This window comes from Variovorax sp. 38R, assembly GCF_014843395.1.
Taxonomy (GTDB): Bacteria; Pseudomonadota; Gammaproteobacteria; order Burkholderiales; family Burkholderiaceae_C; genus Variovorax; species Variovorax paradoxus_H.
On the sequence record NZ_CP062121.1, the window covers coordinates 1,966,718 to 1,989,696 of the forward strand.

The window sequence follows — 22,979 nt, forward strand, 5'->3', positions numbered from 1 at the left end:
ACAGCTTAGGCCGCCAACGCCACCGAATGCTGTTCCCAGTCCCCGCGCTCCAGCAAGGCGGTGATCGAAGAGACCGGCGCGTGTTCGCGCACGGCCGGAATGATCTCGTCCGCCTCGTCCGGTGACCCGACGAGCACCGCGCCGACGAGATGACCCTCGGCGACCACCAGCTTGCGATAGATGCCCTGCGCGGGGTCGGACTGGGTCAGCTCGAACTCGCCGGGCCGCGTGGCGTGCACGGAGCCCGCAGAGCGGACGTCGATGCCCGAGACCTTCAGCGCGGTCACGGGAACATGGCCACGATAGACGCGCTTGCCGCCGAGCGCATTGATGGCCGCGATCTCTCCCTGCTCGGCAGCCACTGCCCACAAGGGGATCGAGTGGCCCTCGAACTCGGCCACGTCGCCTGCGGCGTAGACATGGGCGGCACTGGTGCGCATCTGTGCGTCGACGACGATGCCGCGGCCGAGCGTCAGGCCGGCCGACTCCGCGATGTCGACATTGGCGCGCACGCCGGTGCACACCACGACCACATCGGCGGGGAGTCGGCGTCCGTCCTTCAGCACGATCTGCGCCACGCGGCCCTCGCTGCCCGGCTCCAGTTGCGCGGCGTCGGCCTCGGTGATGACATGGATGCCCTGGGTCGCCAGATGCGCTTCCAGCAAGGCGCTGGCCGGCGTGTCGATCTGCCGGTCCAGGATCTGGCCGCTGTTCGACAGCACCTGGACCTGCGCTCCGAGTTGCGCCAGGGCCTGCGCCGCCTCCAGGCCGAGCAGGCCTGCGCCCAGAACCACCGCGGAGGTGCCGTGAAAGCGCTGCATGTAGTCGCGGATGGCCATCGCGTCGTCGGCGTCGCGCAGGACAAAGCTGCCTTCGATGCCGTAGCCGTCGAGCGGCGGGACCCACGCCGAACTGCCCGAGCACAGGATGAGCCGGTCGTAGCCCAGCGTGTCTCGCGTGGCCAGCGTGAGCTCGCGGCGCTGCGTGTCGACGCTCGATACATGCGTGTTGAGCCACGCGGTGACACGGTGCTCGGCATACCACTGGTCGGGGAGCAGGTGCAGGCCCTGGACGCCCGTCGGCATGCTGATCAGCTTGGCGATGGCCATCCGGTTGTAGGCGTTGTGGTTTTCGCGGCCGATGAGATGGATCTCGCAGTCGGGGTGGCGACGCCGCACATGGTCGGCTGCCGTGAGGCCGGCCACGCCGTTGCCCACGATCACGACGCGGCGGATCGACGGGTCGAAGGGCACGACCTCGGTCTTGCGTGTTTCGCGCGCCGCCGGGGCCGCCTCCCGCTTCAGGTCGATGCGGATGGGCCCGGCATTGCGGACACGCGCCATGCAGGCCAGGCGGGTGCCGTCGGCGCAGCCGAGCCGGGCCAGCGTCGCCCGTTCGTCGCTGCCCATGGGGGCGAGCCGCTCGCCGCCCGCCACGACGGCGATCGGGTCGGCGCCGCACACGCCGGAACGGCAGCCGGCATTGATGGGAGCGCCGCAGTCTTCGAGGGCTTCGAGCAGTGTCTGGCCCTTGCGCAGGGGGGTCTTCGTGCCGGCGGGGTCGATGCAGAGTTCTGCAGGCTGCGGGGACGCATCCGCCAGCGCGGCCGGACCGGCCTCGTTCGCCGGCAGGGCGGCGGCCGGTGCCTTGCGCGCGGGATCGTTCGGGCTGCGGTGCAGCCGCATCGTCTCGATGAAGATCGGTGCCAGCCGGGCACCGTCCCTGACGCCCTTGCGCAATTCACGGCGCAGGAACAGGCGCTCGACCTGCAGCGACCGCGCGATCCACGTCAGGCTCGCGATGATGGTCAGGCCGCGCAGCGTGGCGACGACTTCGGGGGCGATGGACATTCCACTCAGGCTGCTCAAGGTGCTGACGATCAGCGGGGCGGTGAACCAGTAATACAGCGAGAACGCGGCCGCCGCGAAGAGCACCGGCGAGACATTGCGCGTCTTGCTGCCCAGCATCTCGATGAGGTTGAAGAGCGTCAGGCTGGCGGCCATGTAGACCAGCATCTGCATGACCGTGGAGACCGGGCCGATCTCGCTGGGTGACGGCACGAGGTAGTAGCCGAGGATCAGGCCCGGAAAGAGGCCTGCGAAGAAGCTGCGGAAGTTTCGGTACGCCGGGTTCGGGTCGTACTGGTCGGCCAGATACGCCGCGCCGGGGTTGAGGTCGTAGCAGTTCTTGGCGCAGCCCACGCACGGTTCGCAGTGCGTGTTGGCGATGCGGATGAACGGTGTCTGGCCGTACAGCCGCTGCACCGGCAGCAGGGGACAGATGCTGCTGCACCAGCCGCTCTTGCCCTTGAACAGCAACCCGCCGATGAGCGCTGCGCCCATGGCTGCAGCCAGCAGGCCGGCGGTGGCCATGCCGTTGCCGTTGAAGAGCAGCTTGCGTGCGACGACCGCGGAGATCAGCAGGCCGATGCCGATCGGAAACGCTGCGCCCTGCGACAGGCGGCGGCTCGTGAGTGCCCGCGTGATGCCGAGCCTGCGGGGGATCTGGTTGATGGCGGCCAGCGGGCAGATGTTGCGCCACAGCCCGGGCGCCAGCATGAAGACGAGCGGCAGCGAGGGCACGATCAGCCCCCAGAACAAGGGCATGGTCGTGGCGGGTCGAAGTGCCAGCATCACGGCGAGGGCCAGGGCCGAGAGGATGCTCACCACGCGCAGTGCGCGCCACACCGCTTTCGGCACGATGGTCGGCAGCTGCATGAAATTGGCGAAAACAATGGCGGGAGAGGGCTTGAACATGGGTCGGTGGTACCTGCGTGAGAAGGTGTCGCCATTCATGCCCCGGGGGGACGCTGCGACAGTGGTGGCGCCATCGGTGGGTGATGGGGCTCTGCGAGTGATCGGATTCTGGCCAGCCGCACGTCTTAAGGTTGCTATCTTGTGTGCGGCACGCTTACGAGTCTGAAGACGCCGGGCTCAGGTATTCAGGCGGTAGCCGACCCCGCGGATCGTCCGGATGATCTGTCGCCCGAGCTTGCGCCGCACGTTGGACAGGTGCACTTCCAGGGCGTTGCTTGTCGGGGCGCCATGAATCCCCTGCACCAGCAATTCCACCTGGGCCTTGGGGACCGTGTGATCGAATCGCAGCGCGAGTGCCTCCACCAGGTTCCATTCCCGCTCGGTCAGCGCGACAGGCATGCCGCAGCGGACCGTCGTCCGGTTGCCCAGGTCGAACTCGACGTCGCCGCAGCGCACACGCGGTGTTGCCAGGCCGGCGGCGCGGCAACGCAGGGCCCGCACCCGTTCGGCCACCAGCTCGGGGCGGCACGGCATCAGCACGAAGTCGTTCGCGCCCGCGCCGAGGGCCTCGGCGGGTGCGGTCGGGCGAGGTGCTCCCACCATCAGCATCAGGACCGGTGTCGTGATGTGCTGCAGCCGCAACGACCGGACCCAGTCGAGTCCCGATCCGTCGGGCAACTGCGAGCAGACGAGCAGCACGTCGTAGGACTCGTTCTCCAGCATATCGATGTCGCCGAGGCAATCGACGCTGTCGATCAGGAAGCCGTCCTTGCGCAAGTGGGTGAACAGGCCGTCGTCGACCCGTGCGCGATCCTGAACCAGAAGCAGTCGCATGGCGTCACCTGCATGTTCGGCATCGTCATGGCCGCAAGCAGTCACTGGTGCGGTCGGTACGTGCCATGGCATGCCCCTTTCAGCCGGTCTTTCGGAAGAGCATTCGCTTCGTCATGGGCGAGCCGGCGTTCTCTTGGACACGGAGACGGGCGCCGCACTGTCGACCGGGGTGCGACCGTGGGTCGCAAGCGCGGCATCGATGGCGTTCAGGTCCTCGGGCAGCAGCGTGCCGTTGGCCTGCCGCAGCTTGAGATTGCCGAGCAGCACCGAATAGCGCGCCACCGCCAGGTCGCGCTTGGTCTGGAAGAGCTGGCTCTGCGCATTGAGCACGTCGATGTTGATGCGCACGCCCACCTGGTAGCCCATGCGATTGGCCTCCAGTGCGATCTGGCTGGAGACTTCGGCGGCTTCCAGCGCTTTCACCTGGCCGGCTGCTGACACCAGTCCCAGGTAGGTGGCCCGGGTGGCCTGCGCGACGCTGCGGCGCGTGGCCTCGAGCACCGAGCGGGACTGGTCTTCGAGCGCCAGCGTTTCCCGGACGCGGTTCTCAATTGCGTAGCCGGCAAACAAGGGCAGGTTGAGCGCGACGCCCACGGTGAGGGCCTTGATCCGCGAGCGGCCCGGCGTGGTGCTGGTGCCCTGGGGGTTGTTCGTGACGTTGTAGCCCAGGGTCGCATCGAGCGTGGGCAGGTGACCGGCCTGCGCCTTCTGCACCTCGAGCCCGGCCACGTCCAGGCCCAGCCGGGCCTGCTGGATCGCAGGGTGTGCGGCATCCGCGTGCGAGGTCCAGACCTCGATGTCGGCGGGCGCGAGCGGGGGCAGAACCACGGGCGCCGCCAGCGGCACGGGCACGCTGCCGGTGTTGCCGACGAGCTGGTCGAGCACGATCTTCTTCACCTGCAGGTCGTTCTCGGCGGCGATCTCCTGCGCAATCACCAGGTCGTAGCGGGCCTGGGCCTCGCGTGCGTCGGTGATGGTGGTGGTGCCGACCTCGAAGTTGCGCTTGGCCGAGGCCAGCTGTTCGGCCACGGCGACCTTCTGCGCGCGCACGAGGGACAGGCTGTCCTGGCTGGCGAGCACGTCGAAGTAAGCCTGGCTCACGCGCACGATGAGGTCTTGCTCGGCAATGGTGAGCACGGCCTGCGCCACTTCGGCCTGGCGCTGGCCCTGCTCGTAGGTGGCCCAGTTGGCGGGGCGGTACAGCGGCTGCGTGGCGTTGATGCCGACGTTCTGGGTGTTGAACCCGCGCGTCGTCGCACTGCCTTCCGTCGAGAGGTCCTGCCGGGTGTGCGAGGCAGCGGCCGAGAGCCCGACCGAGGGCAGGATGCCGGCCTTGGCCTGCGCGGCACGCGCCAGGTTGGCCTCGTACTGGGCCCGCGCGCCCTGGTAGGTGGCGTCGTAGCCGCGTGCCGATGCGTAGATCTCGACCAGGCTCTGGCCATGGACGGGGAACGCGAGGACCGCTGCGAACACGGCACCGCATGCCAGGACGAGACGCTTCCCGGTGAATGACGCTTGCGCGTACCGTCCACCGGGTGGGGGTCGGCGCAGGCGCTGGTTCAGACCGTGCTCCGATGGTCGGCCGGCGAAGTGGTGCTGCCCGCGCGGCGAATCGCGGCCGGGCTGCGATCGACATGCAGGATGGAACTCACGATCTGCTCGGGCGCCGCCAGTGCCGGCGCCATCGACCAGCGGTCATAGGCGTCGTTGCCGATGCGCACCATGCCGGTATGGCGATTGAGCTCCTTGTCGATCTTCGGGTCCGGGTCGTAGAAGCCCAGGGCAAAACGCACGAGGTCGATGTTCCGGCGGCTCCCGGTCAGGAAAAGCCAACCCGGGTTCACGCTGTGCATCTCGGCGTAGTCGGCCAGGTGCTCCACGGTGTCGATCTCCGGACGGATGGTGATCGAGTACATGAAGATGTCCTTGCCCACCCGATGGGCCAGGCGCTCCTGCACGCGCAGGAGGTTGTTGGTCATGAGCGGACAGATGCCTTCGCAGTCCGCGTACATCATGTTGATGGCGACGATCTTTCCGCGTACCAGGTCGTCGTAGAAGTTCACCGTTGCCCCGGTGTGGGTCTTCAGTTCGACGTTCGGCATGCGACGCCCCCGGCGTGCAGCCGTTGCCGGAGCCTCGGCGGAGGCGGGCAGGCCGAACGCGTACAAGGAAGCGACGCCCAATCCGGCGAACAAGTGTCTGCGGTGGTTCATGAGAATCTCCTGAAAGTCATCGGCGTTCTTCACACGATGTCGAAGCGAACCATCATCGCGTGGTCCTCGTGGGTGAGGTTGTGGCAGTGCATCAGGTACTTGCCCGAGAAATCGCGGAAGCGCACGAGCACCCGCACGGTCATGAGTTCGCCGACGACGAAGACATCCTTGCGTCCGCGCTCGTTCACGGGAATGGGCAGGCTCACGCCGTTGACGCTCTTGCTGAGAACCCGTGCTTCTTCGAAGTGCACGTGGATCGGGTGCTGCCAGCCGTTGTCGGGATTGATGAACTCCCAGATCTCGGTCGCGCCCTTGGTGATCCTGGCTCTGGCCGTGAGCGAATCGAAGAACAGCCCGTTGACGTTCCACATGCCGCTGTTGCGCTGGAACACCCAGGTGCGAACCGGCAGGGCGGCGAGTGCGCTGGCACTGGGCAGGTCGCGCAGCGGGCGCAGCACGCTCGGCACCACGCTCAGGTCGGGCGTCGGGGGCTGGCGATCGATGATGAACTTGAGCACGCGCGTGCCCGGCGACTGCACCACGCCGGGCCGGCGGGTGTCGACCTGCGTCAGCTGGTTGACCAGGTAGAGCGTGGTGTTCAACGGGAATCGCGAGAAGTCCACCACGATGTCCGCGCGCTCGGCCGGGGCGATCCGCACCCTCAGCTGGTTCACGATCGGTGCCGGCAGCAGGTTGCCGTCATTGGCGATCTGGGTGTACGGGTACACGATGGTGCCGCCCGTGTTCTGCAACACGAACTCGTAGAAGCGCGAAGGCCCGACGTTCAGCAGCCGCAGCCGGTACTTGCGGCGTGCGACGCGCAGCACCGGTTCGATCTTGCCGTTGACCACCACCTTGTCGCCCAGCACACCCTCGGGATTGAGCTCGTCGAAGGTCAGCCGGCCGCCCGAGTCGAATCGCTTGTCCGAAAAACTCAAGGGGTAGTCGTATGCGCCGCTGGGCAAGCGCAGCCCCGTGGTCTCGTCGCCGGTGTCGAGCGCGTCGAAGACCATGTAGCGCCCGAACATGCCCTTCAGCACGTTCGGTGCCGTCACGCCTTCCGTGTGGTCGTGATAGAAGAGCGACCCCAGGGCTTCGCGCGAATCGCCGAGGCCTCCGAACTCGTCGAAGCCGGCGTAGAGGTTGGGATAGAAGTGATCGTTGAAGGTCCCCGGCGCGGTCAGCGTCACGCCGCCCTGGACGGCGCTGTAGAAATCGCTCGCGTAGCCATCGCTCTCCGACGGCGTGTGCATGTTGTGCAGGTGCGTGCTGATCTCGGGCGAGCCGAATCCCGTGTGGTTCTGCGGCAGCTGGTTGCGGATGCGGCAGATGACCGACTGCCCGTAGCGCGCATGGATCGTGGGGCCCGGCGTGGTCGCCCCCGGCGTGTTGCCTTCATAGCCCCAGATGGGCTGCGGGGGGTAGTAGGGGTTGTTGCCGTTGAACAGCCAGGCCGGGTTCTCCTTGGCCGTCAGCTGGAACAGCAGCGGCGTGCCGGCCTTGCCGGGCACGGTCAGTTCCGCGTAGCGCTGGTGCGGCGCACGCCCGCACTCGCCGCCTGCGATGTTCGCGTTGAGGGTCGGGGCCGGGGTCAGCGTGGCGAGCGGCGCGAGCGGCGTGATCTGGTTGGGCAGGTCTTCGACCCACGGCGTCGTCGGCGGGCTGGGCGGCAGCGGCGTGGGCTGTGCGCTGGCCTTGCCCGAGGTCAGGACCATGGGGGCCGCCGTGGCTGCCAGCGAGGCCTTCAGGAACGTGCGTCTCTTGCTGTAGGCGACGGGCGTCACGGGGTCGTGGTGATTGGAATCCTTGCGCATGATGTATTCCCCTCGTTGACAAAGAACAGACCCGCTACATCTGCCGTCCCGATCGGCGGATCGTGGAGGTAATGGGTTCGACGACGTACTGGAGCGCGGTCTGCGAGACGCCCGCGATGTAGACCTCGGCGGGCATGCCCGCCTGGAGCTTGAAGTCGCCGATGGCCCTGAGCGACTCGGCGTCGGCCAGGATCATCACGCTGTAGTAGGGCAGGTTGGTCTGGCGTTCGATCAGCCGGTCGCCGGCGACATAGGTCACCTTGCCCGTGACCATCGACGTGTTGCGGTACTTGAAGGCGGTGAACTTCACCCGCGCATGCTGGTTGAGGTGCACGTTGCTGATGTCTTCCGGGCGAATGCGCGCCTCGATCATCAGCTGGGCGTCGCTGGGCACGATGTCCGCAATCGCCTCTCCGGGCCCGACCACCGCGCCGGGCGAGGTGAACTTCAGATCGATCACTTCGCCGCTGGCCGGAGCCACGACAACCTGCCGCTGCGCCGCGTCGTTCGACTTGCGCTGCTCCTGTTCGATCTCGCCCAGGCGCTGCGTGGTGGCCTTGAGCTGGTCGCTCGCGGCCTTCACGTAGTCGTTGCGGATCGACTGGATCTTCAGGTCGATTTCCACCAGCCGCTGGGCGGCACGCGCCAGTTCCGTGCGCCGCTCTTCGAGCTTGGCCGCGTACTCCATCACCACCGATTCGAGCTGGGAGATCCGGCTCGACGAAATGAACCCTTCCTGGATCAACCCGCGGTTGGCCTCCAGGTCTTGCCGCTGCAGGGCGAGCGAGTTCTGCGCCTGCGCGATCTGCGCGTGCACGGCGACGATTTCCTGGTGCACGCGATCGCGCTGCGTTCTCATGAGCGTCGCCGCGCTGTCCAGCGAATGGCGCTGGGCCTGGAACAACGCCGTTTCCTTGAGCAGGGCCTGACCGATGCGATCGTCCTGCTTGGCCGCGCGCAGCAGGTCTTCGGGGAAGGCGAGCGTCTTGGCGACGGCCTGCTCAGCCTCCAGGCGCACCAGCATGGCACGCTCCAGATGAACGCGATAGCTCAGGCGGTTGCGGTCGGCGTCCACCCGCACGTCGCCCAGGACCAGGATCGGATCGCCGGCTTTCACATGCTGGCCGTCGCGCACCATGACTTCGCGCACGGTGCCGCCTTCCAGGTGCTGCACCGGACGGCGATTGAGGTCTACTTTGACGAATGCGGGGGCCACCACCGCCATCGAGAGCGGGGCGAATCCCATCCACAGGCCCAGGGGCAGGATCGCGCCGAGGATGACCCAGCATCCGCTTCGCGCGAGGCGTCGCGCATGTTCCCGGCTGCTGCGCGTGGCGGCAACGGGAGGCATCGGAAGTGTGGCGGTGCTCATGGTGCATGTCCTTGTTCGCAACGGCGGCGCGGCGCTCAGGCGGCCTTCTGGTCCACGATCGCCTGGGCCTGGCGCTGCATGTCCCGCATCACCTCGCTCGCCGGGCCGAACTGCTGGATGCGGCCCGCGGCGAGCACCAGGATCTTGTCCACGTGGGCGATCAGCGAGGGGCGGTGGGTGACCACGACCGAGGTCACGCCCGCTTGGCGCAGGCCGCTCATCGCCTGGGCGAGCGCGACTTCTCCCGCGCCGTCCAGGTTGGAGTTCGGCTCGTCCAGGATCACCAGCTGCGGGTTGCCGTACAGCGCGCGGGCGAGCGCGATGCGCTGGCGCTGGCCCGGAGACAGCCGCGAGCCGTGTTCGCCCACCGGCGTGTCGTAGCCCTTCGGGAGGGTCAGGATCATCTCGTGCGCGTTGGCGCGCAGGGCGGCGGCAACCACCGCTTCGGAGTCCACCTTGTCCAGGCGCGCGATGTTGTCCGCCACGCTGCCGTCGAACAGCTCGACGTCCTGGGGCACGTAGCCGATGTAGGGGCCCAGTTCTTCGCGCGGCCAGTACGACACGTCGGCGCCGTCCAGGCGGACTTTGCCGCTGCTGGGACGCCACACGCCCGTGAGCACGCGCGCGAGGGTGGACTTGCCGGCCGCGCTCGGGCCGACGATGGCCAGGGCCTCGCCCGGCGCCAGGGAGAAGACGATGTTCGAGAGCACCAGGGTGTCCGAGCCGGCCGCACGGTACGAGATGTTCTCTGCGCTCAGGCGTCCTTCGGGGCGCGGCATGGCGACATGCGGCTCGCTGCGCTCGAAGTCCTGCGACAGTTCCTGCAGGCGCCCGTAGGCCGCCCGCGCTTCGATCAGCGTGCGCCAGCTGCCCACGAGCTGCTCCACCGGCTGCACCGCGCGGCCCAGCAGGATGCTGGTGGCGATCATCACGCCGGCGGAAGCCTGCTGGCTCAGCACCAGGTACGCGCCCAGGGCCAGCATGAGGATCTGGATGGCCTGGCGCGCGGCCTTGGTCCCGGCGGTGAACGCCACGGTGCTGCGGCTGGCGCTGGTCTGCATGGCGGCGATCTGGTCCTGCAAGGCCCTCCAGCGCACCAGCAGGCGCTTGGTCATTCCCAGCGCCTGCAGCACTTCGGCGTTGCGCAGCGAACTCTCGACGTATTGCGCCGCGCGGCGCCCTTCGTTCTGCAGGTTCTCCAGCGACCTGCGGCTGATGCGGTCGTTGAGCCAGGCCAGGCCCAGCATGAGGGCCGCGGAGAACGCCGCGCCCACGCCGAGCGCGGGGTGGAACATCCAGATCACGAACACGTACACGAACACCCACGGCGCATCGAACACCGCGATCAGGCCGTTGGCGGAAAACACGGCGCGCAGCGCCGCCACGTCGCGGATGCCTTCCGTGCGCATGCCGGTCGGGGTGCGGGCGGCGCGCTCCACGATGGCGCAGACCACCGGCGGGGAGAGCCGCTCGTCCACCATGATGCCCACCACGTTCTGCAGCCGGGTCCGCACGTAGTCCAGCAGCAACAGGATCAGCAGCGCCACGCCGGTCCCGGCGAGCAGCACCAGCAGCGTTTCATGGCTGCTGGTCGAGATGACGCGGTCGAACACCTGCAGGGTGAAGAACGCGGGCACCAGGAACAGCAGGTTGATGAAGAAGGAGAACGCCGCGATGTAGAGCAGCAGCGGTCGCAGTTCCATCCACAGGGTTTTCATGTGCGTCTCCTGTGGTTCTATGGGGCGTGCTCAGTTGACCTGCTGGTCTTGCGCCGCGGCCTGCGCCGCGGCTTCCAGCGACTTCACCCGCCGCACCAGCCGCTCGATGGTCACCATCTGCGCCGAGTAGGCGCGCGAGAGCTGCTGCGTCGCATCGCACAGGCTCTGGATGGCGACGCTCAGCTCGTCCTTCTTGGCGTTGACCATGCCGATGCGCGACATGACCAACGTCGCGACCTCGCGCGGGTCGGAGATGGAACGAGGGGCCTGCTGCGGGCTTGCGTTGTTTTTTTCGTTCATGTCTTTCTCCGTGATCGAGGTTGTTGAAACGTCGGCGGTGCTCATGCCGACAGCACGAAATCGGCCTGCGTGATGGTGTTCGTGCCGACCCCGTTCACGCCCATCATCAGGATGCTTTCCAGGCCGTCGAACTCGATCAGCGTGTTGGCGCCCAGGTCGGTGATGGACACGTTGGCAGCAAAGTTGCCCGCGTTGATCCCCATCGCGGAGATGTCGAGCCGGTCCTGCCCGTTGAGCAGGTTCCCGCTGGCATCGAAGCCGAGGATCGTGTCGTTGCCGAACCCCGCCGCGAACACGAAGACGTCGTTCCCCGTTCCGCCGTCCATGGTGTCGTTGCCCGTGCCGCCGGTCAGCCGGTCCGCGCCCGCCCCGGTGTTGAGGGTGTCGTTGCCGCCGGCGCCATCCACCACGTTCGCGGCATTCAGGAGGGCCACGGGCGCGAAGGTGATGCTGTCGTTGCCCTGGCTGCCGATCACGTTCTCCACCGAGTTCAGCGTGTCGGTGCCGGTCTCGGCGCTGGTGGCAGAGGTGGGCGTGACCGTCGCACCGGCCGAGGTGGCGGACAGGTCGTAGGTGTCGGTGCCGATGCCGCCGGAATAGCTGTCGTTGCCGTCGCCCACCGTGGCGATGAAGGTGTCTGCGCCCGCACCGCCGTCCACCGTGTCGCTGTCCAGCCCGCCGGTGAGCCTGTCGTCGCCTGCCTGGCCGTCGATGGTGTCGTTGCCCGATCCACCCAGCACGATGTCGGCGCCGCCGCCGGCGCTGATGGTGTCGTTGCCGCCCTGGCCGTCGATGAAGTTCGCGCCGCCGTTGACGACGATGGTGTCGTTGCCCTGGCTGCCGATGATGTTCTCCATCGTGTTGAGCGTGTCGGTGCCGATCTGCGCGCTCGTGGCGAGGTTGACCGTCACCGTCGCGCCGGCCGTGGTGGCCGACAGGTCGTAGGTGTCCACGCCGGCCCCGCCGACATAGCTGTCGTTGCCGTCGCCGATCGTCGCGACGAAGCGGTCGTTGCCGCCGCCGCCATTCATCGCGTTGGCACCGGTGTTGCCCGTCAGCGTGTCGTTGCCGGCGCCTCCGGTCACGTTCTCGATGTTCGCCACCGATTCGAATCCCGTGGCCGTGCCGGTGGCCAGGTTCACGGTGACGGCCGTGGTCGTGGCGCCGTAAGTCAGGGTATCGGCGCCGCCCTGGAGGTCGGCCGTGACCGCCTCGATGCCGGTGACGGTGCCGCCCGCCAGGGACGCGATCGCCGTGCCCGCCAGGACCACTGCGAGCGTCTGGCCCAGCGCCGTGCCGGCGATGGTCAGCCGGTCGTTGGCGCCCGCGCCGCCGTTGATCGTGTCCGCGCCATCGCCGACGATGTAGTGGAAGAGGTCGTCTCCCGCACCGCCGTCGACCGTGTCGTTGCCGGCGCCGCCGGTGAGCGTGTCGTTGCCCTCGCCACCGGTCACGGTGTCGTTGCCGCCGCCGGCGTCGATGACATCGTTCCCGCCCTGGCCGTCGATCACGTTCGCACCGCCATTGACGACGATGCTGTCAGCGCCCTGGCTGCCGATGAAGTTCTCGATGGCGGAGAGCGCATCGGTGCCCGTCTGCGCGCCCGTGGCGGTCGTCGGGGTGATCGTCACGCCTGCGGAGATCGCGGACAGGTCGAGCGTATCGACGCCGCCGCCGCCGGCGTAGCTGTCGTTGCCGTCGTTCACCGTCGCGACGAAGCGGTCGTTGCCGCCACTGCCGTTGAGCACGTTGGCCAACGCATTGCCCACGAGCACGTCGGCGCCATCGCCTGTCGTCACGTTCTCGATGCCGGCGATCGAGGTGAAGCCCGAGGCCGTTCCGGCCGTGAGGTTCACCGAGATGGCGGCGGCACTGGTGTAGGTCAGGGTGTCCACGCCGGCCAGCAGATCGGCCGTGACCGATTCGACATTGCTCACCGTGCCCCCGGCCACCACCGTGAGCGAGGTGGCGTTGTAGCTCACCGCGAGCGCGTCGGCCCCGGCCGTTCCGATGACGTTCAGGGTGTCCAGCCCCGCGCCGCCGTCGACGGTGTCCGTGCCTTCGCCCATCGTGTAGTTGATGGTGTCGTTGCCGGCGCCGGCCACGATGCTGTCGCTGCCTGCGCCGCCGTCGATGAGGTCGTCCTGGCCGAGGCCGTTGATGGCATCCGCGCCGCCGCCGCCGAAGATCACGTCCTGGCCTTCAGTGCCCGTGAGGACCTGGGCGGCGTTGTTGGCCGCGATGAAGTCGCCCGTGACCACGGTGGCTGCGGAGCTCACCGTTTCGAGCGCGCCCGCATCGTCCGTGAAGCTCACCGTCAGGCGCAGTTCTCGGTTGACCTGGTCGGCGCCCGGCGTGAAGGTCGCCAGGGTGGCGCCCGCGATGGGCGTGAACCCGGCGCCGCCGCCGCCGACGCCCGTGTTGACGGCCTGTTCCCACTGGTAGCTGAAGACGGCCCCCGTCAGCCCGTCCACGTCGCTGATGCCGAGGGTCGATGCCGTGAGGGTCTGGCCTTCGGTCGGCGTGGTGTCGCTGATCGTCGGCTGTCCGGTGGCCGCGGCGTTGAGGGCGAGCGGCGCGGTGGCGGCGGAGTACACGTTCTCCAGCACGTCGTTGGCATCCTTGTAGACCGCCCGCACGCGCAGTGCCAGGCCGAACTCGAAGGTGCGCGGCGTGAAGCTCGTGCCGGTGGCCCGGGCCACCTCGCCGCCGGCGTTCTCGATCAGGATGTCCTCGAAGATGCCGGGGCGAACCTCGGCCTGCCAGTAGTAGGCGATGGGGCCGGTGATCGCACCGTCGGGATTGGTTTCGCTGACGTTGTCCGGGTCGGTCACGCCCAGGGCCGACACGGTGAGCGTCGCGCCCAGGGTGGGCGTGGTGTCGCTGATCGTCAGCTGGCCTTCGGGGTCGAAGTTGAAGCCTTCTTCCGCAATGAACGCCGCACCGTCGGAGAACTGCAGGCGCTCGATGTTGCGCACCACGTCGATGCCGTCGGAACCGGCCACGCCGTCCACGACATGGCTGATGCGCCAGACATCGTTCTCGAGGAAGGTGATCTCGTAGTTGCCGAACACGTCCGAGAAAACGGCCGTGTCGAAGTCCGGCCCATCCGACATCAGGATCTCGCGGGCAATGGTGAGTTGCCCCGGGTTGTAGGTGCCGTTGAAGACCAGCCGCTGCAGCGCCAGGTCGGTCATGGTGTCGTAGCTTGCGATCTCGGCACCGGTTCCGTCGGCGTTCTCCCGCACGCTGATGCGCGCGTTCAGCCAGGCATCGCCCTCGATGATGTCGTTGCCGCCGCGGCCCTCCAGCAGGTCGCTGCCACCGCCGCCCAGGATGATGTTGCCGGCGAACGAAGTCACCGGCCCGTCCATCTCCATGCCGACCCCGAGCACCTCGTCCAGAAGCTCCTGCAGGCCGTCGATGAGTTCGATGTGGGTCAGCACGCTGCCGGTGGTGCCCGACAGCGCCATCTCGGCCGGATTGTTGTCGTCGCCGCGCAGGACGTCGGCATGCGCCGAGCCCGACATGCCCTCGACCGAGGTGAACCGCGCCAGCACGGTCGCGTTCGAGAGCGGCACGGGCGTTTCGTCGAAGGCGCGAAGGAACAGGTCGGCCGTGACGCCGAAGGCATCGTCCTTGAATCCGGCCCAGTCGAAGCCGGAGCCCCCTTCGTAGCGGTCCACCTGCCCACCGTTGCCGAACATGATGTCGTCGCCACCTTCGCCGTCCATCCGGTCGGAGATCGAGTTGCCGATGAAGACGTCGTGGCCCACCACCTGGTCGCGGGCGAAGGCGTCGAAGTTCTCGCCGGCGCTGCCGTCGGCCATGCCGTGCTCGATCCAGTCGTCACCCTCGTTGCCGAAGACGAACTCGTTGGCCCGGGCCCCGAGGATGAAGTCGTTGCCCGTTCCGCCGAACGCCTCGGACGGATCTTCGCCGGTGACGATGAAGTCGTTGCCGTGGCCGCCCAGGATCAGGTTGAGGCCGTTGCCGCCGTGGATGGCGTCGTTGCCGTCGCCGCCCTGCATGTTGTCGTCGCCACCCAGGTCCGTCATGATGTCGTCGCCGGCCCCGCCGAAGACGAAGTCGTTGCCATCGCCGCCTTCGAGCCGGTCATTGCCGGCGTCGCCCCAGAGCGTGTCGTCGCCCAGGCTGGAGATGATGGTGTCGTTGCCCGCGGTGCCGCCCAGCACGACGTGGTCCTCGCCGCTGTACTGCAGGTAGTTGGCGTCGGCCGCTTCGGTGCCCGGGTTGTTGCGCAGCACCACCGGCGTGAGGCTGCCTTCGCCCGTCGGATCGTCGCGCCCGCCGAGCCCGAGGCCCGTGAACTGCCGGGACGAATCCACTTCCAGCGTGTATCCCGGCGTCGTGAAGATGTCGCCTGGCAGGTGCTCGGCATCGGTGTTGGCCATCACCATCCGGGCGAAAGAGTTGTTCTCCAGCTCGGTGAGGAAGTTCAGGCCCTGCGTGCGCTCCAGGTAGTAGAAGCGGTCACCGTCCTGGAGCTTCTCCATCTGCTCCTCGAAGACGAAGTTGAAGGTCGAGCCGAGCAGCCCGCCGAACGGCATCTGCTTTTCGGCCAGGCCGCCGATCCACAGGTCGATGTCGTCGACGCCGGTGGTCGTGATGCCGGCCTGGTCGGCGTAGGCATTGCGCCCGAACAGGAAGTCGAGCCGGTCTTCCGGCGCACCGATGCCGCCGTAGACCAGCGCCACCGCCGCCGCGCGCTTCTCGGCCAGGGTGTCGGCGGCGGCCAGGCTGGCGTGCACGCCGTAGGCTGCAATGAAGTTGACCACCGAGGCTTCATGCTTGATGTGCTCCATGAAGTCGACCCAGTTCGCGTAGGGCTTGAGTTGGCTGTCTCCGGTCACGCCATAGAAGTCGCGCCGCGCGGCGTTGAGTGTCGGCACGCCGGTGTCGCGCCCGCGCACGATGTTGATCGTCGCCAGGTCGAGCGGCAGGCCCAGCAGGTTGTTGCGCAAGGCCTCGGTCACGAACTCGTCGATCTCGTTGCCTTGCTGGCGCGTGAGGCCACGCGCCAGGGCACCGGCGGCCTCGTCGGCCGTGATGCCGCCTGCAGCGAACGCGAGCGGGTTGAGGAAGGCCTCGATCAGCCCGAGCTGCTGGGTCGGGTCGGCTGTGCCGCCGATCACGTTGAAGTCGACGTCGAAGCGGTCGACCGTTTCCGTCAGCATCGAGTGGCCGAAGCGGTACACCGTGTGGGCGAACTCGGCGACGATCGACGGATCGATCTCGGTGTCGTAGACCTGGGTGGCGGCAAAGAAGATGTCGATCTGCGGCTGCACCTTGCGCGCGAATTCCTCGAACACCAGGTGCTGGTACTGCATCTCGGTGCCGAAGCGGGCCGCCTGGAACAGGCGTTCGCCGTCCCACGAGCCATCGGGCAGGTGCCATTCGGCAATGAAGGCCGCGTCGCCCGAGGCCATGATCACGGCCTTGGTGTGCTCGACCAGCCGGTTGTGCTCGGCATGGAACACATGGTGCATGCCGGTCAGCGCAATGTTCTCGTTGACCCGCCCGTCGCCGGCGATGAAGTGCGCGTCGAGCAGCTCGTCGTCGTAGAAGCCCGCGGCCGGCGTGCCGCCGACCACGTCATCGGCATCGGCCGTCAGCGCGACGCCCTGGCTGCTCACCGGGTTGGCGGTGTGGGCGATGTCGGCCAGGAACACATGGCCCGTGCGCACGGCCAGGCTCGCATCGATCGGCGTGCCCGGCGAGCCCGATGCCAGGGTGCCGCCAGCCTGCAGCACGATCTGCGCGAAGCCGGTCACCGGGTCGGGGATGAAGTTGCCGTACTCGTCGGCCGCCAGCAGCGGCAGGTTGAGCGCGTCGGCATTGTCCAGCGCAATGCCCAGCAGGTCGCGCGCCTGCGCCTTGACCACCGCCCAGGTGGCCATGCCACCCAGTTCGATGTCGTCGGCCGTGCCGAAGAGGCCGTCGGCGCCGAGGTCGCGGTTGGTGATCAGCCGTCCGGTGGCCACCGGCTTGCCTTCGGCGTTGAGCTCATAGGCGCGCAGGAAGACCTGGTGCGAGGGATGCGAACTGTAGGTCTGGTTCTGGTCGATGAACGGTGTCGTGAGGCTCCTGGCCTCGTGCGTGGTGTCGTCCGCGGTGCCCATGACGCCGTCTTCACCGGGGCCGGCCACCTGGGTGGCGCGCGTCAGCACCAGGAAGTTGCTGTTGCCGCCCGGCACGTAGAGCGGGTCGTCGGGCTGCAGCGGGACGAAGATGGTGCCGTTACCGCCCTTGGCCACGAGGTCGAGGCCGTGGTCGAAGAACTGGCCGAAGAAGGTCATGAAGGCGTTGAACGGCGCCGACAGGCCTTCGTCCGGCGCCGTGTTCGGAATGACCAGCAGGGTGCCGACAGGAATCGCCACGCCGTCCAGGTCGTACAGAACGCCGTCCACCAGCGTGCCCAGGCCCGCGTCGACGAACGCGCTCACCGCCGCCGGGTTGCTGCTCGTCATGTCGACGATCAGGTTGCTGATGACGCGAGGGTCGGCATCAACCACATGGCCGCTGGTGCCGTAGTCGGTGTTGGTGAGCGTGGTCCCCGGGCCGAGGTTGATGGTGTCGCCGTCCTGGTCGTTGAGGAACACCGGATCGACCAGGCGCGGGAACAACTGGTCCGCGGCGCCGAATCCGGACTGGCCCTGCACCAGGTTGTTGTAGGAGCCGTCCACCGTGCGCAGGCCGAGCGGCGCGCGCGCGTTGTCCAGGATGTCGGTCAGTGCCTCACCGCTGGCGTGTCGCTCCGAGATCTTGATCTGCTCCAGGATGAACTGGAGGTCGGACTGGAGGAAGCGCACGCCCGTGCTGTCGACCAGCGCGGAGGAGGGCGGTGGCGCCGGTGGCACGACGGTGGCCACGCCGGAGACGGCGGCGGTGGGCGTGGAGTACACGGTTTCCAGCACGCCGTCGGCATCGCGGTAGACGGCCCGCACCCGGATGGCCAGGCCGTCGAAGGGCGCGGTGACCCGGAAGGTCGTGCCGTTCACCGTGGCGGGCTGGCCGCCGCCCAGGTCGATGATGTCGCGGAACACGCCCGGCGCACGCACCGGGTCGGCCTCGTACTGCCACGTGTAGCTGATCGGTCCGGTGACCGTGCCGCCAGGGTTGTCCGCATCGGTGAGGGCGGCCGACACGCTCAGGAGCTGGTTGATCTGCGGCGTGTCGTCGCTGATCGTGACCGAGCCGCCCGGTGCGTTGTTGCTGCCGGACAGCAACTCGACCGCGTCCGAGAACTGCAGCCGCTCGATGTTGCGCAGGGTGTCGGTGCCGTCGGTGCCGACGTTGTCGGTCACGATGGTGCGGCCGTCGGCGCCGGTGGTGATGGTGTAGTTGGCGCGCGGCCCGGAGAACATCGCGGTGTCGTAGTCGGTCCCGTCGGACATCAGAATCTCGCGCACGATGCTGAGCTGGCCCGGGTTGATCTCGCCCGAGAGCATGCGCGGCACCAGCTCCTTCAGGCTGTCGACGCTGGTCAGGCCAGGCACGCCCGAGACGGCGATGCGCACGTTGAGCCAGGCGTCGCCGTCGATGATGTCGTTGCCGCCGCGGCCCTCGATGAGGTCGCTGCCGTCGCCGCCGAGGATGATGTTGCCTTCGCCGAACGAGGTCATGCCCGCGGGCAGAATGTCTTGCAGGCCGTCGATCAGCGCGATGTTGGTGAGCACGCTGCCGGTCCAGCCGGCCTGCAGGATCTCGACGGCGTCGGCGTCGTCGCCGCGCAGGAAGTCGGCGAAGGCCGATCCCGACAGGCCTTCGGTGAAGGCGAAGCGGTCCATCATCGCGGCGTTCGAGTTGACCACCGGGGGCACCACGAAGTCGTTGACGATCATGTCGGCGGTCACGCCGTACTTGTCGAACTTGTAGCTGGCCCAGTCGAAACCGGAGCCGCCGTCGAAGTGGTCTTCGCCGTCGGAGCCGGTGAAGATGTCGTCGCCGCCTTCGCCGATCAGCTCGTCGAAGCCGCCGCCGGAGATCAGGACGTCATTGCCGATGACGCTGTCTTTCACGAACGGATCGGCGCTGTCGCCGGTGGTGCCGTCCTGGGTTCCCAGCTCGATCCAGTCGTGGCCCTCGTTGCCCAAGGTCGGCAGGTTGCCCTTGCTGCCCAGGACGAAGTCGTTGCCCTGGCCGGCGAAGACTTCGGAAACGTCCTCGCCGGTGACGATGAAGTCGCTGCCGTCTCCGCCGATGATGAGGTTCGCGCCGTTGCCGCCGTGGATGACGTCGTTGCCCTCGTTGCCCTTGAGCACATCGTCGCCGCCGCGGTCCGTGATGATGTCGTCGCCCGCGCCGCCTTCGACCTGGTCGTTGCCGTCGCCGGACTCGATGCGATCATTGCCGCCATCGCCGTAGATCGTGTCGTCGCCGATGCTGGCAATGAGGGTGTCGTTGCTATCGGTGCCGCCGAGCACCACGTGTTCGTCGCCCGTGTAGCGCAGGTAGGTGGTTTCCACGGCCGCGGTCGTGGGGTCGTCACGGATCACCAGCGGGGTGAGTTCGGTGCCGCCCTCGGTCGGGTCGCCGTGGCCGTCCAGGCCGATCCCGGTGAACTGGCGCAGCGTATCGACTTCGAGAATCAGGCCCGGCGTCGAGAAGATGTCGGCCGGAAGGTGCGTGGCGTCGGTGTTGAGCATCACCAGCTTGGCGAACGTGTTGTTCTCCAGCTCGGTGAGGAAGTTCATGCCGGCCAGACGCGAGAGGTAGTAGAAGCGGTCGCCGTTCTGCAGCGCCTCCATCTGCGACTCGAAGACGAAGTTGAAGGTCGAACCGAGCAGGCCGCCGAAGGGCATCTGCTCTTCTGCCAGGCCGCCGATCCACAGGTCGATGTCATCCACACCGGTGGTGGTGATGCCGTTGACCATCGCGTAGATGCCCGTGCTGTTCAGGAAGGCGAGACGGTCCGCCTCGTCCGCGGTGAAGGTCCGCTCGCTGGCCGTCCCTGCGTTGAGGACGACGCTGCCGCCGAAGACGAGTGAGCCCGCCACGGCCCGCTTCTCGGCCATCGTGTCGACGTCGACGGCTGTCAGCGCGGCATGCGTGCCGTACGCCGCAATGAAGTTGAGGACGGAGGCCTCGTGCTTGAGGTGCTGGGTGAGATCGACCCAGCTCGTGTAGGGCCGCAGCTGTGGGTCGGCGGTCGAGGCGTAGAACTCCCGGCGTGCTTCATTGAGCGTCGGAATGCCGGTGTCCCGGCCGCGCGCGATGTTGATGGCAGCGAGGTCCAGCGGCAGGCCCAGGAGCTGGTTGCGCACCGCGTCGGTGACGAACTCGTCGATCTCGTTGCCCACCTGCCGGGTCATGCCGCGCACGATGGCGCCAGCCGCTTCCTCCGGTGTCAATGCACCGTCGTTGTTGAACCCGAGCGGGTTGAGGAAGGCATCGACGAGCGCGAGATCGCTCGACAGGAAATTGGGGTCCAGCCGGTCCACGGTCTCGGTCAGCATCGTGTGGCCGACGCGGAAGACGGCATGCGCAAACTCGGCGACGATCGCCGGGTTGATCGTCGTCTGGTAGTTGGTTTCGGCCAGGAAGGCATCGACGTTCGGCTGCATCTTGCGTGCGAACTCTTCGAACACCAGGTGCTGGTACTGCATCTCCGTCGCGAAGCGCGCGGCCTGGAAGATGCGCTCACCGTTCCACGAGCCGTCGGGCAGCTGCCACGAGGCAATGAACGCGGCGTCGCCGCTTGCCAGCACTGTCGCCTTGATCTCTTCCGCCTGCCGGTTGTGCTCGGAGTGGAAGACGTGGTGGACGGAGGTCAGGGCGATGTTCTCGTTGCCGCGACCGTCGCCGGTGATGAAGTGGCGATCGAGCAGTTCGTCGTCATAGGTGCCGGGTTCCGAGAGGCCGACAGCCGAGTCGCTGTCCGGCGCCAGCACGCCGCCCACGAACACAGGCGCCGCGGCATGCGCGATGTCGTTGAGGAAGGCGTGGCCTGTGCGAACGCCCACGCTCGCGTCGATGGGCGCGCCGGGCGTGCCCGAGGCCAGCCCGTTGCCGTCCAGGTCCAGCGGCCCGCCGACGTCGGCGGCTCGCAGCACGATCTGCGCGAAGCCGGTCACCGGGTCAGGAATGAACTTGCCGAACTGGTCCGTTGCCAGCAGGGGCAGGTCCAGCACGTCGGCATCGTCGAGCTGGATGCCGAGCATCAGCGCCTGCGCCTTGACCTGGGCCCAGTTGGCGAGGCCGCCGTCCGTGCCGTCCAGGAGACTGCCCGTGGCCACCGGATGGCCGTTGGCGTCGAGCGCGTACTCGCGCAGGAACACCTGGTGCGAAGGATGCGAGGTGTAGGTCTGGTTCTGGTCGACGAAGGGCGTCGTCTGGTTGGTCTGGTCGCCGTTCTCGTCGCGTATGGCGCGCGACAGGATCATGAAATTCGGGGCGCCTGGGGCCGTACTGAACAATGGGTCGTCCGGCTGCAGCGGCATGAAGATCATCTCGGTGCTGCTCTTGTTGACCAGGTCGAGGCCGTGGTCGAAGAACTGGCCGAAGAAGGTGAACCATGAGTTGAAGGGCGCCGAGAGGCCTTCGTCGGGCGTGACGTTCGGAACCTCCAGCAGCGTGCCGGGGGGAATGACGACGCCCTGCAGGTCGTACAGGACGCCGGCCCCGTCGAGCGTTCCGAGGCCCGCGGCCACGAAGGCGCTCACTGCCGCGGGGTTGTTGCTGGTCATGTCGGCGACCAGGTTGCTGATCAGCCGCGGGTCGGCATCGACCACATTCCCGGCGCTGCCGTAGTCGGTGTTGGTGATCCCCGCGAAGGCGTCGTCCTGCTCGTTGCTGTAGGTCTGCGGCACCAGCTGGGGAAACGGGTTGTCGGCCGAGCCGTAGTCGGTCTGGCCCGGCATCAGGTTGTTGTACGACCCGTCGACCGTCCTCAGGCCGAAGGGCGCAAAGGTGTTCGGGACCAGGCTCGCGGGGTCCGCGCCCGCGGCTTGTGCTTCCGCAATGAGAATTTGTTGAAGAATGAATTCGAGATCGGATCTGATCAGCGTGGCCATTTCTATTCTCCTCAAGACGAACGACTTTCAATGCAGCCCCGATCCCGCCTACATGGCAAAAAGGCTCATGTAGCGTGGCTCAGGAGTGACCGCGCGCCTGGAATTACCAGCCGCGGGTTTTGCGAGGGATTGGGGCAGTGCGTGACTTGGTGGCGGTCACGCCTGAGGAACTGTTACGTTCGTCGTCGGCCACTCAGGCACCGCAACGGGGCGGTGTCGAGGACATGCATTGCGCGAAGTCGGCTGGACGCAATTCCGACAGGGAGATGAGGCCCGCATCTCAGGCGGACCTTGATTCGACACTTGTTCATGCGATACCCCCACCATTGATCTTGGTAACAAGAATCTGGGTCGGCACGCCGAGAGTCGTTGCCGCTGATAAGCGGTCGGCAACCGGTGGTCGATTGGTTGTCTTCGTAAACGAAGGTGCTAATTATGAGAGTCCATCTTCAGAAATGCAACTTTCTCACATACAAATTAACTGACTGGCGCCTGACTAGGAGCGTCCGAGCCAAAAAAAAACTGCAAACGCCGCGACACCGGCCGCAATCAGGGCGACCAGCGCCATTTCCGCATCTGCCCCATTGTTTTTGGGGGACACCGGAGCGGAAGGGGGAGGGCTTTCATTGCCGTGTTGCGGGCTCGCGAAGGGGCTGTAGACGGCTGAGCCGGGACGGTCCGGGTCACCGCTTCCTGAAGCCGTCGGCGCGTCGGGAGAGGCCGTCACCACGGCCGCGTCATTTGCGACTTCTCCGTCTGGAACGCCGCCATCGGGGTTCTCTTGCGCAGCATCGGCTGCAGACGCGGCTTCCGACGCGATCGCCAGGTTCGCGCACAAGCCCTGCGTTGCACAGGCCGCGACAAGCAGTGCCTGAACGAAGGGCCGCTTGTCGAGAGCGCGGCGAGGACGGTCGGGGAAATCGATCGGGGTCATGG

Annotated in this window: 10 protein-coding genes and 1 pseudogene; all 11 read right to left on the minus strand. The window is 67.4% G+C overall.

Annotated elements, in window-relative coordinates; genetic code table 11:
• Positions 1–5 precede the first annotated feature (5 nt).
• Positions 6–2,756 carry an NAD(P)/FAD-dependent oxidoreductase gene (locus tag IG196_RS08815; protein ID WP_192195839.1) on the minus strand — a complete coding sequence of 917 codons (2,751 nt, stop codon included), beginning with the start codon at positions 2,754–2,756 and terminating at the stop codon, positions 6–8.
• 177 nt (positions 2,757–2,933) lie between these two features.
• Positions 2,934–3,590 (minus strand): response regulator transcription factor, encoded by a 657-nt coding sequence (locus IG196_RS08820; RefSeq protein WP_192195840.1) that lies wholly within the window; start codon positions 3,588–3,590, stop codon positions 2,934–2,936.
• A 111-nt stretch (positions 3,591–3,701) separates the two neighbouring features.
• On the minus strand, positions 3,702–5,063 hold the full coding sequence (locus IG196_RS08825; protein ID WP_225616984.1) for a TolC family outer membrane protein: 1,362 nt from the start codon (positions 5,061–5,063) through the stop codon (positions 3,702–3,704).
• Between the two features lie 86 nt (positions 5,064–5,149).
• The gene (locus tag IG196_RS08830; protein ID WP_192195841.1) at positions 5,150–5,803 is read right to left on the minus strand and encodes an SCO family protein; all 654 of its coding nucleotides are present in this window, start codon (positions 5,801–5,803) and stop codon (positions 5,150–5,152) included.
• A 29-nt stretch (positions 5,804–5,832) separates the two neighbouring features.
• Positions 5,833–7,617 (minus strand): multicopper oxidase family protein, encoded by a 1,785-nt coding sequence (locus IG196_RS08835; protein WP_225616985.1) that lies wholly within the window; start codon positions 7,615–7,617, stop codon positions 5,833–5,835.
• A gap of 34 nt (positions 7,618–7,651) precedes the next feature.
• On the minus strand, positions 7,652–8,989 hold the full coding sequence (locus tag IG196_RS08840; RefSeq protein ID WP_192195842.1) for an HlyD family type I secretion periplasmic adaptor subunit: 1,338 nt from the start codon (positions 8,987–8,989) through the stop codon (positions 7,652–7,654).
• A 35-nt stretch (positions 8,990–9,024) separates the two neighbouring features.
• Positions 9,025–10,707, minus strand: a complete 1,683-nt coding sequence (locus IG196_RS08845; protein ID WP_192195843.1) for a type I secretion system permease/ATPase — start codon at positions 10,705–10,707, stop codon at positions 9,025–9,027.
• A 30-nt stretch (positions 10,708–10,737) separates the two neighbouring features.
• Entirely contained in the window at positions 10,738–11,007 is a 270-nt protein-coding gene (locus IG196_RS08850) for a hypothetical protein (RefSeq protein ID WP_192195844.1), read from the minus strand.
• A 41-nt stretch (positions 11,008–11,048) separates the two neighbouring features.
• On the minus strand, positions 11,049–20,045 hold the full coding sequence (locus tag IG196_RS08855) for a peroxidase family protein (protein ID WP_412556387.1): 8,997 nt from the start codon (positions 20,043–20,045) through the stop codon (positions 11,049–11,051).
• An 84-nt stretch (positions 20,046–20,129) separates the two neighbouring features.
• Positions 20,130–22,043, minus strand: a pseudogene (locus IG196_RS32345) (peroxidase family protein); the annotation flags it as partial.
• A 496-nt stretch (positions 22,044–22,539) separates the two neighbouring features.
• Entirely contained in the window at positions 22,540–22,977 is a 438-nt protein-coding gene (locus IG196_RS08860) for a hypothetical protein (RefSeq protein ID WP_192195846.1), read from the minus strand.
• Positions 22,978–22,979: the final 2 nt, after the last annotated feature.